Source organism: Rhizobium herbae (assembly GCF_019511375.1).
GTDB classification, from domain to species: Bacteria; Pseudomonadota; Alphaproteobacteria; order Rhizobiales; family Rhizobiaceae; genus Pararhizobium; species Pararhizobium herbae_A.
The window spans coordinates 211,718-225,897 of sequence record NZ_JAEUAO010000006.1; the positions used below are offsets into that span (position 1 = coordinate 211,718).

At 59.7% G+C, this 14,180-nt stretch carries 13 protein-coding genes and 1 pseudogene; 4 read left to right on the forward strand and 10 right to left on the reverse strand.

Annotated elements, in window-relative coordinates; genetic code table 11:
• The first annotated feature begins 61 nt into the window (after window positions 1-61).
• The 3 genes from JNB71_RS21740 (at window position 62) to JNB71_RS21750 (ending at window position 3,293) form a co-directional block, all read left to right on the forward strand.
• A complete protein-coding gene (locus tag JNB71_RS21740) occupies window positions 62-1,126 on the forward strand; it encodes a phosphotransferase (RefSeq protein ID WP_220373863.1) in 1,065 nt (354 codons plus the stop codon).
• A gap of 8 nt (window positions 1,127-1,134) precedes the next feature.
• Window positions 1,135-2,505: an aspartate aminotransferase family protein gene (locus JNB71_RS21745; RefSeq protein WP_220373864.1), complete on the forward strand. Its 1,371-nt coding sequence runs from the start codon at window positions 1,135-1,137 to the stop codon at window positions 2,503-2,505.
• 104 nt (window positions 2,506-2,609) lie between these two features.
• Window positions 2,610-3,293 (forward strand): GntR family transcriptional regulator, encoded by a 684-nt coding sequence (locus JNB71_RS21750; RefSeq protein ID WP_220373865.1) that lies wholly within the window; start codon window positions 2,610-2,612, stop codon window positions 3,291-3,293.
• A 345-nt stretch (window positions 3,294-3,638) separates the two neighbouring features.
• On the opposite strand, the gene JNB71_RS21755 is transcribed toward JNB71_RS21750, so the two are convergent.
• The 4 genes from JNB71_RS21755 to ltaE form a co-directional block, all read right to left on the reverse strand.
• Entirely contained in the window at window positions 3,639-4,487 is an 849-nt protein-coding gene (locus JNB71_RS21755) for a GNAT family N-acetyltransferase (protein WP_223215952.1), read from the reverse strand.
• A 196-nt stretch (window positions 4,488-4,683) separates the two neighbouring features.
• On the reverse strand, window positions 4,684-5,037 hold the full coding sequence (locus tag JNB71_RS21760; RefSeq protein WP_220373866.1) for a cupin domain-containing protein: 354 nt from the start codon (window positions 5,035-5,037) through the stop codon (window positions 4,684-4,686).
• Between the two features lie 108 nt (window positions 5,038-5,145).
• Window positions 5,146-6,651 (reverse strand): NAD-dependent succinate-semialdehyde dehydrogenase, encoded by a 1,506-nt coding sequence (locus tag JNB71_RS21765; RefSeq protein ID WP_220373867.1) that lies wholly within the window; start codon window positions 6,649-6,651, stop codon window positions 5,146-5,148.
• 415 nt (window positions 6,652-7,066) lie between these two features.
• Window positions 7,067-8,101 (reverse strand): low-specificity L-threonine aldolase, encoded by a 1,035-nt coding sequence (gene ltaE / locus JNB71_RS21770; protein WP_220373868.1) that lies wholly within the window; start codon window positions 8,099-8,101, stop codon window positions 7,067-7,069.
• A gap of 429 nt (window positions 8,102-8,530) precedes the next feature.
• Here ltaE and JNB71_RS21775 point away from each other — a divergent pair, with 429 nt between their 5' ends.
• A complete protein-coding gene (locus JNB71_RS21775; protein WP_220373869.1) occupies window positions 8,531-9,415 on the forward strand; it encodes a LysR substrate-binding domain-containing protein in 885 nt (294 codons plus the stop codon).
• Between the two features lie 223 nt (window positions 9,416-9,638).
• Here JNB71_RS21775 and eutC read toward each other — a convergent pair whose 3' ends face one another.
• From eutC to JNB71_RS21800, 6 genes and pseudogenes are all read right to left on the reverse strand, one after another.
• The gene (gene eutC, locus JNB71_RS21780; protein ID WP_220373870.1) at window positions 9,639-10,634 is read right to left on the reverse strand and encodes an ectoine utilization protein EutC; all 996 of its coding nucleotides are present in this window, start codon (window positions 10,632-10,634) and stop codon (window positions 9,639-9,641) included.
• Window positions 10,634-11,617 carry a hydroxyectoine utilization dehydratase EutB gene (gene eutB / locus JNB71_RS21785; protein ID WP_220373871.1) on the reverse strand — a complete coding sequence of 328 codons (984 nt, stop codon included), beginning with the start codon at window positions 11,615-11,617 and terminating at the stop codon, window positions 10,634-10,636. Before eutB ends, eutC begins: the two co-directional genes overlap by 1 nt.
• Before the next feature lie 141 nt (window positions 11,618-11,758).
• On the reverse strand, window positions 11,759-12,670 hold the full coding sequence (locus JNB71_RS21790) for an NAD(P)/FAD-dependent oxidoreductase (RefSeq protein ID WP_262927116.1): 912 nt from the start codon (window positions 12,668-12,670) through the stop codon (window positions 11,759-11,761).
• Window positions 12,671-12,680: 10 nt separating this feature from the next.
• Window positions 12,681-13,079: pseudogene (locus JNB71_RS24670) on the reverse strand (NAD(P)/FAD-dependent oxidoreductase); the annotation flags it as partial.
• 42 nt (window positions 13,080-13,121) lie between these two features.
• On the reverse strand, window positions 13,122-13,475 hold the full coding sequence (locus JNB71_RS21795) for a cupin domain-containing protein (protein ID WP_220373872.1): 354 nt from the start codon (window positions 13,473-13,475) through the stop codon (window positions 13,122-13,124).
• Between the two features lie 23 nt (window positions 13,476-13,498).
• Complete coding sequence (locus tag JNB71_RS21800; RefSeq protein ID WP_220373873.1) at window positions 13,499-14,179, reverse strand: ABC transporter permease; 681 nt, start codon at window positions 14,177-14,179, stop codon at window positions 13,499-13,501.
• Between the last annotated feature and the right edge of the window lies 1 nt (window position 14,180).

Consider the following 14,180-nt stretch of genomic DNA (forward strand, 5'->3'; position numbering starts at 1 on the left):
GATGTGCGATAGTGAGGCCATAAGCTGCCCATTCCCGAGGCAGGATCTGAATGAGTTGAAGATGGATCACAAGCATCAGTATGGGCCAGCCCGCGTCCCTGAGCTTTCCGAGGCGTGCCATCGCGTCGGCGCTGCGGAAGCCGAAGAAATCGCCGAACGACTATATGGCGCGCGTGGCTCTGTTACGCGTTTTGAAACCGAGAAAGACGACACGTTCCTCCTCGACTGCGCCGCCTGGGGGAAGTTCGTGCTGAAGATCGCTCATCCTTCCGAGCGGATGGAGGAACTCGATTTCCAGGTCGCGCTGATGCGTCATCTCGAGCAGCGGGCCCTTGATCTACCCATCCCCCGTGCACTTAGCGACCTCGAGGGCGCGGATTTGCCCATCGTCACCACCAGTGCCGGCGAGCGGCGCGCTGTGCGGCTCATTACCTTCCTTGCCGGTACTCCGCTCGACCGGACATCTTGCACAGCCCCACAGCGTGAACGGATCGGCGAAATCCTGGCAAAGCTGCGTCATTCCATGGCCGATTTCTCGCACCCCGCAGACGGCCGGACGGTGGCATGGGACGTCACCCATTTGCTCGACCTCACCGATCTGTTGAGCTTCATCCCGGGAGGCGGCAAGCGGGCCTGGACGGTCCGTGCGCTCGAGCGGTTTGCCGAAGTCAAGCCGAAGCTCGACCTGTGCCGGCGGCAAGTGCTTCACAACGACTTCAATACGTCGAACCTGGTCGTCGATCATGCCAGTCCGCAGTTCCTGACCGGCGTCATCGACTTCGGCGATGCGGTCCGTACCGCCATCGCCGTCGATGTCTCCACGGCATTGATGAACCAGATGCCAAAAACATTCGACCATGGGAACCGGCGTGACCTGTTTGACGAACCGCGCGATGTTCTGCGCGGTTATCTCCGCCATGCCGAACTGACGGATGAGGAACTCCGGCTCATCCCCTTCCTGTCAATGGGCCGTCTTGCGGTCCGTGCGCTGCTGACGTGCTGGCGCGCCGAAATCTTCCCGGAGAACAGCCGCTATATCCTGCGCAATACCGAAGCCGGCTGGGCCCACCTCGAGTGGTTCCACTCGATTTCGACCGCACAGATTTCCGATCTTCTGACACGATAGGAACAGCAATGTCCAAAGAAGCGACTACCCTGCCCAAGGGCTTCCGTGGCGACATGCCAAATGGCTTCAACCCTCAGGACACGTCTCATCTCACAAGTGAAGATCGGGCGCATGTAGCCAGGCGGCAAAGGCTGCTCGGGCCAGCTTATCGGCTCTTCTACAAGTCACCGGTTGAGATCTCCCGTGGTAAGGGCGTGTTCCTCTATGACAAGCACGGAAACGAATATCTCGATGCCTACAACAACGTGGTGTCCCTGGGTCACTCTCATCCGCGTGTCGTCGAGGCGATCCAGAAGCAGCTCGAGGTACTCTGTACCCACACGCGTTACATGCAGGAGCCACTGCTGGACTATGCCGAAGCCCTGATCAATACGTTTGGTGGCGAACTCGGTCGAACCGGATGCGCGATGTTCACATGCACGGGCTCGGAAGCCAACGATCTCGCTTTGCGTATCGCGCGTTACCACACGCGCAGGACCGGCGTCATCGTCACGGCCGAAGCCTATCACGGCAACAGCGGCGCGGTGGCGGCAATCTCGCCGTCGCTCGGCAAGAAGTCGGCCCTTGATCCCTATCTTCGCACGGTCGCCGCGCCGGATTCCTATCGCCTCCCCGTCGAGGAAATCGGCCGGCGGATGGCGGAGGATGTCGCGCGGCAGATCGCCGACATGGAGCGGCATGGCGGCGGCCTAGCGGCCTTCATCGCCGATTCCGTCTTCTCCTCCGATGGTCTCTACGTCGACCCGACGGACGTATTGGCGCCGGTGGCGGAAGTGGTGCGCAAGGCGGGCGGCCTGTTCATTGCCGACGAGGTTCAATCCGGATTCGGGCGAACCGGCACCCATCTTTGGGGTCACTCCCGACACAAGGTCGATCCGGATATCGTCACTATGGGCAAGCCCATGGGCAACGGCTATCCCGTTGCCGGCGTCGTCCTGCGGCCCGAGCTCGTCGCCGAGTTCGGATCCAGCATGCGCTACTTCAACACGTTTGGGGGCAACTCCGTCGCTATCGCCGCTGCAAGAGCGGTGCTCGACACGATCCTCGAAGAAGGCCTGCTGGAGAATGCCGTCAAGGTCGGCGGCGAAATCCTCAACGGCCTCCGGAACCTACAGAAACAATATGAATTCGTCGGCGATGTTCGCGGGGCCGGCCTCTATTTCGCCGTCGAACTCGTCAAGGATCGGGACCGGAAGACGCCGGACATGGACCGCGCGCTTGCAGCCGTCAATGCCTTGCGCGACCGGCGTATCCTCATTTCCGCCACGGGAGCGGACGCGCACATCCTGAAGATCAGGCCCCCGCTGATCTTCACATCGGCCAACGCGGCGCGTCTGCTCGAGGGTGTCGACGAGGCGCTTCGGTCCGTGCAGATCTAGGAACCCGCCCCCGTGCAGCCGGGCGGCACATATCATCTGCCTTGCCCTGCGCCGCCGCATATGGCGTAGGTATACGAACAAACTCAACGAGCAGAGCCATAGCCATGCCGCCGCTGCCCACCAAGCATCAAGCCGAAGATCTTGAGATGAATGTCGAGCCCTTGCCCGCTAGCGCGGTGGAAACCCTGACACACGCCTTGCGACGACGCGTCTTGTCGGGGGATTTCCGACCGGGCGAGTTCCTCCGCGACGTGAAGATGTGCGAAGAGCATTCGACCTCGAGGCACACATTCCGTACAGCAGCCCAGGTGCTCGTCACCCAGGGCCTGCTGCGTCAGATACCGAACCGAGGCTTTGTGGTGCCCGAATTCGGACCAGACGATATTGTCGATATCACACGCGTGCGCGGCGCCATCGAGGGCGAGGCCATTCGTCTGATCGTGCTGACCGGCGTCATCCCATCTCAGGCGCTGGAGGCGGTCGACGTTATGCACAGGTCGACGCTATCCTCCGACAGATCCCTGCTGGTTGCTGCGGACCGCGACTTCCATCGTGCGATCATCGCCGCCAGCGGCAGCGCTCGGCTGAAGCGGACCTATTCAGATCTCGAGGGCGAGATCGAACTCCTCCTGGCACAGCGGCAGGATTTCTACGCCACCGCCGAAGAGATGGCGGAAGAACACGAGCGGCTCATCGACAGCTTGAGAAGCCGCCACTACGATACGGCGCGCGATGCCTTCCAGGAGCATTGGGAAGATCTCCAGATCAAGTTGCTCGATCAACGCTGAGCAACGCTCTGTGCGGACCGCTCGGGAAGGATACTCTCTCAGGCGGCGCTGAGGTTGCCGGTGCAGCGGGTTCGACGCGGAGCAAGCACCATCTCGGATGCTTTCTCTCCGGCTCCGCCAGAGCTGCTTCATCGGCGGGTTCGCGGCGCCGACGCTAACCGTATGGCGCCGAAGACGCTGTTGCGGCCCCTGCAAGCAAGCTTGACCCAAGAACGCTATTGAGAAGTTTGATGCGTTCCATCGCAGCCCCGACGGCGTTGGGCTCGCTGCGTCGGCGTCACCCGCATCATGCGCTACGCTTTCAGGTTGGCCCAATCCCGACGGCAGGCACTTCAGACTTTCACGTCAGCCAATAGCTTGGCTCGCAAGGCAGAAAGTTTGAACGGCCGGTGTTTCAGATTGGCCCGCGGCGCCGCGGACCATCGCAATGACGGTGCCCTCCCGACGCAGCCCCCAGTCTTCGAGCGGTGACGAAAGGCCGGTCTGTTCGGGGATATCGACGCGCACGATGCGACCTTCCTTGCTGGAGAGGATGAAGGCAAGCAGGTCCCTCGCCTGTTCCGAGTTTTCCGCAACAACAGGCCCGACGACTTGACCCTTTCCGAACAACCGCGTTGCCGCAAATGCGACGATATGATCACCTTTCCGGATGGCGGCGAAACTCCCCTCCTTCGCCAGGGCATTGTATAGCGCGTCGCGGTCGGCCCCGAATGCCGTACGGTCGAGCGCTTTGACTGCCGGCAGCGCGTCAGGCCCGATCCACTCAACATTCTCAGGAGCACCGGCCTTACCGGCAATGCCTTGATGACGGAAGATTTGGTGGGTCGCGACAAATCCCAGTTTTTCATAAAGAGGCAAGCCGTCATTCGTCGCCGTCAATCGGCATTCACGCTCACCAGCAAGTCCCAACACGGCGGTGGTCAATTTTCTTCCCAATCCCCGGCCACGCTGGCTTTCGTCGACAATAATCATGTTAATGGCTGAGCAAGTGTCGCCGAAGGGAGTCATGAGTGCGGTACCCACAACCCGGTCGCCGGTGAGCGCAACGCGACCTTCGCTCAGAGACCGTATCATCTCCCAGTCTTCCCTCCTGTGCGCCCAACCCGCAGCACGCGACAGCGCGAGGGCGCCGCGCACATGATGCGCCTCGAAAGGCGCAAGAACGATTGATTCCGTTTGCATGAGTTCATCCATTCGTGGTCTCTGGCTCATCAGTGATAAGAACAATGGGTCTATGAAGCCGCGGCTAAGGATCGAGTTTCCCGACCGTACCGGACGAGACGGACACACAAGACGAGCAATGGGGGGCGGAAAACCCGCCCCCCATTGCAAGAGGCGCCGAGCGAAACGGCTTGCCTGCCGCGTAAAACGGCATCGTTTGCCTGAACGATCAGGTAACGGTGACGAAGATCTTCCGCACCGTCTCGATCGTCTTCCAAACTCCGACATAGCCCGGCTTCATCACGAAGCTGTCGCCCGCGCTATAAATGACCGGGTCCTTGCCCTTCTCTGTCAACTCGATCACACCGTGCACAAGATGGCAAAATTCAAATGTTTCGCCCTTGATGGAGTGCGTTTCACCGGGCGTCGCCTCGAAAACACCGGTATTGACCTTGCCATCCTTGGCGGTGTCCTGGAGCCAGGTCCTGAAGGCGGGGCTGCCCGCAATGAGGCGCTCCGGCTCGGCAGCTCTATGCTTCGGCTCGAAGGATGGATTCGGGTCGATGGTTTTCAGTAGGGACATTCATCTCTCCTATTCTTGCTGCAGTCACCCGCGTCGTTGTTCCGTGTTTCGAGCCTGCGTGACGTCGGCACATGATCGCCGACTGGCAACCGCGTTGCTCGAGACAACCTACCAAGTGACGGCGATGTACTTCGTTTCGAGATATTCGAGCATGCCGTGATGGCTGCCTTCGCGCCCGAGGCCGCTCTGCTTCATGCCGCCGAACGGCGCCGCAGCGTCGGAAACCACACCGCGGTTAATTCCGACCATGCCACTTTCCAGCCTGCCGGCGACTGCAAGCACACGCTTGAGGTCTCGGCTGAAGATATAGGATACCAGCCCGTATTCGGTGTCGTTGGCCAGATCGACGACCTCGTCCTCGGTATCAAACACAATCACTGGCGCAACCGGACCGAAGATTTCTTCGCGAAGTATCTCGGCGTCCGGAGAGACATTGGCGAGAACGGTTGGCAAATAATAGAAACCCTCGCCGCTCAGCCTGCTACCGCCTGTCACCAGCCGGGCTCCCTTGGAGATCGCGTCGTCTACCAAGCGCTCCACCTTGGTGACCGCTGCATCGGTGATCAGTGGGCCAAGCTGCGTATCCGGTGTCAGTCCTGGCCCGACGTTGAGCGCTGCCATCTCCTCGGCGAAGCGCCGAATGAAGTCAGCATAAATTCCCCTTTGAACGTAGAAGCGGTTTGCGGCCGTACAAGCCTCACCGCCGTTGCGCATCTTTGCAACCATTGCGCCGGTTACCGCCGTTTCCAGGTCGGCATCGTCGAATACGATGAAAGGCGCGTTGCCGCCCAATTCCATTGAGCAACTGACGACCTGGTCCGCGGCCTCGCGCAGCAGGATCCTCCCAACGCCGGTTGAGCCGGTGAACGACAGCTTCCGCACTCGCTTGTCATGCAGCATTGCACTGACCACAGGACCGGCTTTTTTCGTGGGAACGATGTTGACCACGCCGGCGGGAACACCTGCCTGCCGCATCAGTTCTCCAATCGCGAGCGCTGTCAGAGGCGTCTCGGCTGCGGGCTTCAGGATGCAGGTGCAGCCTGCAGCCAGTGCCGGACCAATTTTTCGGGTCGCCATTGCTGCCGGGAAATTCCACGGCGTTACCAATACGGCGATACCAATCGGCTCATGGTTCACAATGATCTGGTTTGCGCCCGAAGGTGATGGTCCAAATTCACCTGGAGCCCTCACAGCTTCCTCGGCATACCAGCGGAAAAACTCGGCCGCGTAGGCGACTTCCGATCTCGCATCGGGAAGCGCCTTGCCATTTTCCACTGTGATCAGTTGCGCCAGCCACTCGGCTTGTTCGAGAAGTAGGTGAAAACACTTCATCAGGACATCCGAGCGCCGCCGCGGCGAGGTTCCCTTCCAGGCCGCGGCTGCTTTTTCAGCCGCGTCGACGGCGGCCATCGCGTCCTGGATGTCGCCGTCACAAACTGTGGCGATTGCTTCCGCAGTCGAAGGATCGATCACCTCGAAAGTCTGACCACTCTTTGCGGAAACCCATTCGCCGCCAATGAAGAGTTGTGTCGGAGCGTTGCATGCCACAGCAGCCGCCTGCGAAGGCGCATGGCTTGTTTCAAGTGTCGGAGTTGCTTTCACGGTCACCACCATTCGCTACCAATCAGGATCGTTATGCGATCAATATAGAATTGGTTTAGCCATTGGTGTCAATATAGATCAAATTGGTCTCGCGATTATTTTCGATATTCTGAAACCGCGGTGCGGCTGCGATGAAGAAAAACAGCTCGAAGCGCCCGGCGTTCTCTGCCCTGTCTAACGGGAGAACGCCTGCGAAAAGGGGCTCTCTCGGTCGACGCGAATGATCGTCAGGCGGCGCGCTCGTACGCCACTTGATGAGCCGCTTCTCGGCCTCAAACGCCATGACGCAGATCGGTGGGCAAGGTCGAGGTCCGCTGCGCAGGACCCGTTCAATCGTTCTAGATTCAGAAGAGGCCCGCTTCTTTCGTAGGATGAAGTAGCCGTGGAACGACCGCGCACGTTGCCCTGTTCAACTCGCCGGGAGTCTTCATCTCCGACTTTCAGTGACCTCGCGCACCGCTGCGATAACCTCGTCAACGGCGGCACGATCGACGTCGAGATGGGTGACCCAGCGCATTCGCCCACCTGGCCAAAAACTAGCCGCAATGCCGCGCTCACGCAGCTCATCGGATAGCCGGGTCGCCAGCTCGGGCGCGAGCTCAACAAAAACCATGTTGGACTGCGGCGGTTTAACCGTCAGCCCTGTGATTTCCGAGAATCCATCAGCGAGAGCCTTGGCGTTGGCATGATCCTCAGCCAGACGTTGGACATGATGATCGAGGGCGTACAGCCCCGCCGCCGCAACCATTCCCGCCTGCCGCATCCCTCCGCCCAGCATCTTGCGCCAACGGCGTGCCCGCCCGATCAACGTGACGTCCCCGACCAGCACTGATCCGAGCGGCGTCCCGAGCCCCTTTGAGAGGCACACCGACACGCTATCGAAGCCCTCAGCCAGACAAGCGACATCTACGCCGAGCGCCGCGGCCGCGTTGAATATCCGCGCACCATCAAGATGAGTGGCGAGCTTCCGATCCCGTGCAAACTCGACAACCTCGTCCAGATGACCGCGCGGCAGTACCCGCCCGACGAACGTATTCTCGATTGTGATAAGTCTAGTGACCGCAAAATGCGGATCGTCCGCCTTGACCGCCGCGTGAAGATCTTCGACGCGGATCGTGCCGTCAGCCCGGACTGGCAAGGGCTGCGGCTGGACCGATCCGAGCACGGCGGCGCCTCCAGCTTCCCACAGATAGGCATGGGCCTCATTCCCACAGAGGTATTCCTCTCCGCGCTGGCAATGGCTCATGATCGCGGCCAGATTGGCCATGGTACCGGTCGGCAGTAGCAGTCCCGTCTCTTTGCCGAACAGTTCGGCGACGCGCGTCTCGAGCGCCTTAACCGTGAAATCATCCCCCAACACATCGTCGCCCACCTCGGCGGCTGCCATCGCCGCGCGCATTTCCGCAGTTGGGCGGGTAACCGTATCGGAGCGAAAGTCGAGGCGAATAGCATTGGCTTGCATGATCGAGACCCTATTGGTTTGGCTGCATCGGTCATACTAACGAAAGGATCGGCTTGGACTATCGATATAAACTGACGGAATATGGTGATAGACGATCACCAATCATGCGATATAGCCTCGTCGAGTCAACGCGCCAGATCAATTTGGCGTTGCAACTACCTTTAACCCACCACCTGCAACATCGATCTTTGGCTCGATCTTTCGCAGCCTGTCTGGAACCGAGGCAGCGTATGTGACGTTACAGGGCGGCAGCCGCTTCCCACAGCACACGGCTGCCGTCTTCGATGGAGACAACATCCGCGACGTTGCCGTCCTGTCCTACTCTGCAGATTCGAGGAGCCGCGCTTCAGAAACCGTTCGCCTCGACCGATCCTCCGTAACGATCGAAATCGATATGCTTTTAAACATACCGGTGATAGTTTGTCACCAATGAAGCGGTCGGACATTCCATCCCTCGATGATCTGCGTGCCTTTGAGGTCGTTGCGCGCCTGGGTTCCGTGCGTGCGGCCGCGGCTGAGTTAAATTTGACGCACGGTGCTGTCAGCCGGCGCGTTTCCAAACTTTCCGAACACCTCGACATTCGTTTGCTGGAAGTTGATGGGCGTGGCCTAAGGCTGACGGGAGAGGGTTCGCGGCTCGCGCAGGCGACGACAGACGCTTTGTCGCTCGTTTCAGCGGCGCTGGAGGATATCCGCAAAGTCGACCTGTCACCGCCGATCGTCGTGTCATGCGAACGATCCGTCGCCATGCGATGGCTGATCCCACGCCTCTCGGAATTTCAGGATCGCCATCCTGAAATCGACTTTCATCTTTCTGTCGGTGGTGGGGGGTTCGATTTCGCGCGCGACCGTATCACCATTGCGATCCGCCGGCTGGATTTCGCGATCGATGCTAACTGGCAGGTCGAACGGTTGATCGAGGAGGAAGTGGGCCCTGTCATGCACCCCGCCATGACGGATCGGTTTGCTGCCGGCGGTTATGTCGCGCTTGCTGCAAAGACCCGGCCGGATGGATGGCAGAGGTGGTCCACGGCCCATCCGGACGCGCCAAAGCCGCGCTCGACGCGCTTTCTCGACCATCATTTCCTGATGGTGGAGGCCGCAGCCAGCGGTCTTGGTGTGGCCATGTGCCCAAAGATCATTGCCATCGACGATATCCGCAAAGGCCGCCTGACCGCACCACTCGGCTTTCACCCTGATGGTTCACATTACGGCGTTATTCGTTCGGCGCTGGCGAAGAGGACGGCTGGAATCGATCAATTCGTGTCTTGGCTCCTCGCCACCATCCAAGAAGATTTCTATGCTGCGTCATGAGAGAAGCGATGGAGATGAGTCGGTTCGCCTGGATTCATCAGAGCTGTCCAGTCCCTCTCCCGTGACGGCTCCTTCAATTATGCCATCGGGGGCCCAAACTTTCTCAAGGCGATGAGCAGACGTGCTCGTTCGGGTGGACTCTTGGCAGAGTGGCGCATGAGGCGCAGGAGGCGGACATTCTGAGCTAGCTAGTCTCCAGTGCAGCGTTGAACCCCGATCAGCTTCAACTTTCAAAGAACGTGCCGGCACTTCGTTCTTCGGCGCGCGCGAACGCCAGCGTGGCAACAGCGGTATCCTGAACACCGGTCCCCGTAAGATCGGCTATGGTGATGTCCGACGCATTTCTGCGGCCTGGTGTGGCGCCCGCAACGACTTGACCTAGTTCCGGAAAATCAGCGTCACTTGCGACGAGACCTGCGTCGATGGCATGGCGCAATTCACCCAGTCTTCGCGTTTGTTTGAGGCTGTCAGCCACGTAAACATCTGCCGCTTTAATAGCAATGGGGTCAATCTCGTTCTTATGTTCTGCGTCCGAACCCATGGCGGTCAAGTGCTGCCCCGGCTCAAGCCACGATGCATGAACAATCGGTCGGTCGGCAGGTGTCGTCGTGACGACGATGTGTGACCCGGCGATCGCGCTGCGCGGATCCTCAAATGCGGAGATGGAAAGATTTTGTCTTGCTCCGAGCTGCTCAACGAGCGCTTGCGCCCGCCGATAGTCACGCGCCCAAACGCGTATCTTTCGAATAGGCCTCACCAGCAGGAGGGACTCGAGTTGTAGTCTGGCCTGAACGCCCGCTCCGAATACCGTTGCGATCGACGCGTCCTTTCGTGCCAGATGGCGTGCCGCGACAGCGCCAGCGGCCGCTGTGCGAACGTCGGTGAGGTAGCCATTGTCCAGCAAGAGAGCCTGCACCAAACCGGTTTTGCTCGAAAGCAAGACCATAAGACCGTTGGTGCTCGGAAGCCCGATCTTCGGATTATCAAAGAAGCCCGGGCTGACTTTGATGGCAAAGCTGCTCAAACCAGGAATATAGGCCGTCTTCACATCGACTTCGCCCCTGCTGTCGGGCACGTCGAGGCGCAAAATCGGGGGCATCTGAACCGCATTTTCCAAGGCCAATGCGCGGAAGGCGTTTTCAACGCAATTCACCGCATCCATGTCGAGCGGAACGATGGTTCGAAGCTCTGACTCGGTCAATATCCTTATTTTCGGCATCAGTTTCCCTCACCAATTGTGTCAAGGCCGTTGGCCACCTTCATGTGCAACGCCATGTCGATGTTCCCGCCCGAAAGAATGGCAACGATCGGGCCTTCAACCTGCGCCAGTTTACCCGAGAGCAGCGCAGCAATGCCGACTGCCCCAGCACCTTCGATTATCGCACGCTCACACGCGTAGGCGTGACGTATGCCGGCGGCTATCTCGCGCTCGCTGACAAGCACCACGTCGTCAAGAAGGGTTTTGCACATCGGATACGTCCAGGTATTGGCCAATCCGATGCCGCCGCCGAGCGAGTCGGCGAAACTTCGATACTCCTCAACCTGGACCGGGTGCCCCGCATCGATGCTAGCCTTCATCGCTGCTCCCCTTTCCATAGTTATACCGATCACCTTGGCGTCGGGTCGTACCGCCTTGACAGCCGCCGCGACGCCTGCTGCCAAACCGCCGCCGGACAGGGGAACGAGAACCGCGGCGACGTCAGGCATCGCCTCGATGATTTCAAGTCCGACGGTGCCCTGGCCGGCGATGATCCAGGGGTGATCAAAGGGCGGGATCGCGCTCAGGCCCTCCTCGGCGATGAGACGATCAACCTCAACCTGCGCTTCATCTTGGGATGACCCGACGATCCGTACGCGAGCGCCGAGCCGGCGGATTTCAGCCACCTTGTTTTCCGGCACGAGGTGCGACATGCAAATGGTCGCTCGGGAGCCAATCGCGCCGGCGGCATAGGACAGCGCGCGTCCGTGATTGCCAGTGGAAGCCGCAACGACGCCTCGATCCCGCTCGGATTGGGTGAGCTGCAACATTGCATTGGTTGCTCCACGAAGCTTGAAGCTTCCGGTCAACTGGCGATGCTCCAGCTTCAGACTGACCTGCGTCCCGGCCAGTTCCGAAAGTGCCGCCGACACGACGACAGGCGTGATGCGGATGTGCCTGCTGATGCGCTCGCGCGCCTGCTCGATCGTTTCCAGACTAACCATGTCTGTTCACCTCAGCTCCGGCCTTTTCCAGTTGTTGTCTGCTGCGCGTAGGGTCAACGCAGGGGCTTGATTGCAAGAGGACGGCACGAACCTTTTGCGGCGCCGTGGCGGACTTGCAGAAACGAGTATGGTATCTGAACCTCAGCCCTTCAGGCGTCTGAGGAGCATCTTCCTGTCGTGGCGCGCATACATCGAGTAAACGATAGGAATGAACCAAGGTTTGCCGTTGAAGAATGGCACGGCCTTGGGAGCGGCATCGAAATCGAACGCAGAGCGCGATTGTTCCGCGTCACCGAGGATCTTGAACGCCGCCTTCTTGCCCAGCCATCTGGCCCACACGACGCCGGAGCCGCAATAGCCGGTCGCATAGACTGTATTTCCGCGGGAGAACATGCGCGGAATCATGTCGCGGTTCATGGCGACATAGCCGAACCAGCTGTGGGTAAGACCTATTCCTGCGAGTTCGGGAAAAAGCCGCGCAAGTTCGCTTTGCAGATGTGCAACCGGAGCGGCGGAGTCTCCTTCAGTGCTCCCGTCGCGTCCGCCGAACAGGATCCGGGATCCATCGTGCGACGGCCGATAATAGTAGCTGAGCTTACGCAGGTCGCCATACATCATGCGTGGCGGCATCAGTCGATCCATCACCTCTCTGTCGAGCGGTTCAGTCGCGATTATCCTGCTGCGGACAGGGACAAGGCGGCGACGGAGCCACGGGTCGAAACCGTCGGTGTAGCCATCAGTGCAGACAAGCAGCTTTCTGGCGAAAATCTCTCCGCGCTGCGTTCGAATTCGCACGCCTCCGGCTTCGCTGGTCGATCCAAGGACGGCGGTATTTTCGTGTATGACCGCCGTCGATGAACTTACCAGGCCGATCATGGCCGCAAGAAGCTTGGCCGGTTGCAGCCCACCGATGTCTTTGCGCACAAGGCCTCCCACATAAAGGTCCGTTCCGATGAACTTCGGGACATCTGCCCTTTCCACCGGATATGCCTCGATGCCGAGACTTTGATGCAGAAAAGTCTGCCTGACGACGGAGTTCGTCGGCTTGATCATCCGTCATGGCCCCGCTGAAGGCACCAGACAGCGAGAAATCACATTCGATATTCTCGTCTCTGAGAAAGCGCCAGAGATCCTCTCGCGCCGCCTTGCCTTCCAGGAGGACGGCTTGCGCCCTCTCCTGCCCGAACCGCCTGACCAGATCCCTGCGCTCCGGGCGAATGCTTCCGCTGGCCATGCCTCCATTGCGGGCTGATGCCGCAAGGCCAAGGGCCTGACGGTCGAACAGCTGGACATGCTTGCCGGCACGGGCAAGTTCGAGCGCCGCCGACAAACCAGTGTACCCTCCCCCAACGATCGCCACGTCGCACGTCTTCTCGACGTGCCGCGGTGACAGGGCGGGAAACGTACTGTCTTCCCCCCAGTAGGGCGTGGACTTAACGGCATGCGGTTGAGCCTGGGCCATGAGAGCTTAAGTTCCGGAGAGATGATTTGAAGTGATGATGGCTTAGTCTCGGCTGACCCAGAGCTTTCGAGTGGTTTCGATCACCCTCCAGGTTCCGACGAATCCCGGATGCATGGCGAAAGCGTCGCCGGTAACGATGCGCCGCGGCGCACAGCCATCCTCAATCAGTTCGGACACGCCCGAAAGAATGACACAGAATTCGAAAGTTTCACCCTTGATCGATCGGTAGGCGCCGGGCGTCGCTTCCCAGATGCCGGAGCGAACGGCGCCGTCGCCTGTCTGCGCGATGTCCCAGGCGAGAAACTGCGGATTTCCCTCAACCAACCTTTCAGGCGCGGGCTGGCCTTTACGCGGTTCAGGCAGATTGTCGTAATCGACGAAAGTGAGTTTGGACATTGAAGGACCTTTCTTGGATCTGTTTATCGGGCAAACGACAGCCGCCGTTCGAGGAGTTTCAAGCCCGTCAAGACGACGACGTTTATGGTGAGATAGAAGGCTGCGGTGATGATGAAGATATCCATGATCGCGAAAGTCTCGCTCATAAGCCGCTTCGCATATCCGGTGATTTCCAGAACGGTGATCGTCGACGCGAGGCTGGATTCCTTCACGATGATCGCCGCTTCGCTGCTATAGGCGGGAAGTGCCTGGCGCACGGCTAGGGGAAACTTCACCCTGCTAAACACGTGCCACGGGTGCATGCCGCAGGCTTCTGCCGCCTCGATAAGCCCTTTCGGCAAGGAGAGGAAGGCCGTGCGGAAAATCTCCGCCGTGTAGGCACCTGTGTTGAGCACCACGGCAAGGATTGCAGCGTTCAGCCCGTCTCCGATCATCCACCACAGAACCGGGTTCTGACGAATGAAACTCACCTGGGCCAAGCCGTAATAAATGACGAAGACCTGGACCAGCATAGGCGTGCCGCGGAAGATCGCACAGTAGGCATCGCACAGGCGGCGCAATGCCCGGCTCCTGGAGCAGCGCGCGAGCCCGACGGCGACACCAAAGGGAAGCCCGATACCAACGCCAAATACGGCGATCAGCAACGTCGTCTTGGCACCTATGACAAGGAACGGAACGGCATATGCAATTATCCCAAGATCCATG

Excerpts from the sequence above, each read along its gene's own strand:
- JNB71_RS21740 (WP_220373863.1), top strand. The coding sequence starts at position 62 with ATGGATCACAAGCATCAGTATGGGCCAGCCCGCGTCCCTGAGCTTTCC.
- JNB71_RS21745 (WP_220373864.1), top strand. The coding sequence starts at position 1,135 with ATGTCCAAAGAAGCGACTACCCTGCCCAAGGGCTTCCGTGGCGACATG.
- JNB71_RS21800 (WP_220373873.1), bottom strand. The coding sequence starts at position 14,179 with ATGGATCTTGGGATAATTGCATATGCCGTTCCGTTCCTTGTCATAGGT.
- JNB71_RS21795 (WP_220373872.1), bottom strand. The coding sequence starts at position 13,475 with ATGTCCAAACTCACTTTCGTCGATTACGACAATCTGCCTGAACCGCGT.
- JNB71_RS21790 (WP_262927116.1), bottom strand. The coding sequence starts at position 12,670 with ATGATCAAGCCGACGAACTCCGTCGTCAGGCAGACTTTTCTGCATCAA.
- JNB71_RS21750 (WP_220373865.1), top strand. The coding sequence starts at position 2,610 with ATGCCGCCGCTGCCCACCAAGCATCAAGCCGAAGATCTTGAGATGAAT.
- eutB (WP_220373871.1), bottom strand. The coding sequence starts at position 11,617 with ATGGTTAGTCTGGAAACGATCGAGCAGGCGCGCGAGCGCATCAGCAGG.
- JNB71_RS21765 (WP_220373867.1), bottom strand. The coding sequence starts at position 6,651 with ATGGTGGTGACCGTGAAAGCAACTCCGACACTTGAAACAAGCCATGCG.
- JNB71_RS21760 (WP_220373866.1), bottom strand. The coding sequence starts at position 5,037 with ATGTCCCTACTGAAAACCATCGACCCGAATCCATCCTTCGAGCCGAAG.
- JNB71_RS21775 (WP_220373869.1), top strand. The coding sequence starts at position 8,531 with ATGAAGCGGTCGGACATTCCATCCCTCGATGATCTGCGTGCCTTTGAG.
- ltaE (WP_220373868.1), bottom strand. The coding sequence starts at position 8,101 with ATGCAAGCCAATGCTATTCGCCTCGACTTTCGCTCCGATACGGTTACC.
- JNB71_RS21755 (WP_223215952.1), bottom strand. The coding sequence starts at position 4,487 with ATGGATGAACTCATGCAAACGGAATCAATCGTTCTTGCGCCTTTCGAG.
- eutC (WP_220373870.1), bottom strand. The coding sequence starts at position 10,634 with ATGCCGAAAATAAGGATATTGACCGAGTCAGAGCTTCGAACCATCGTT.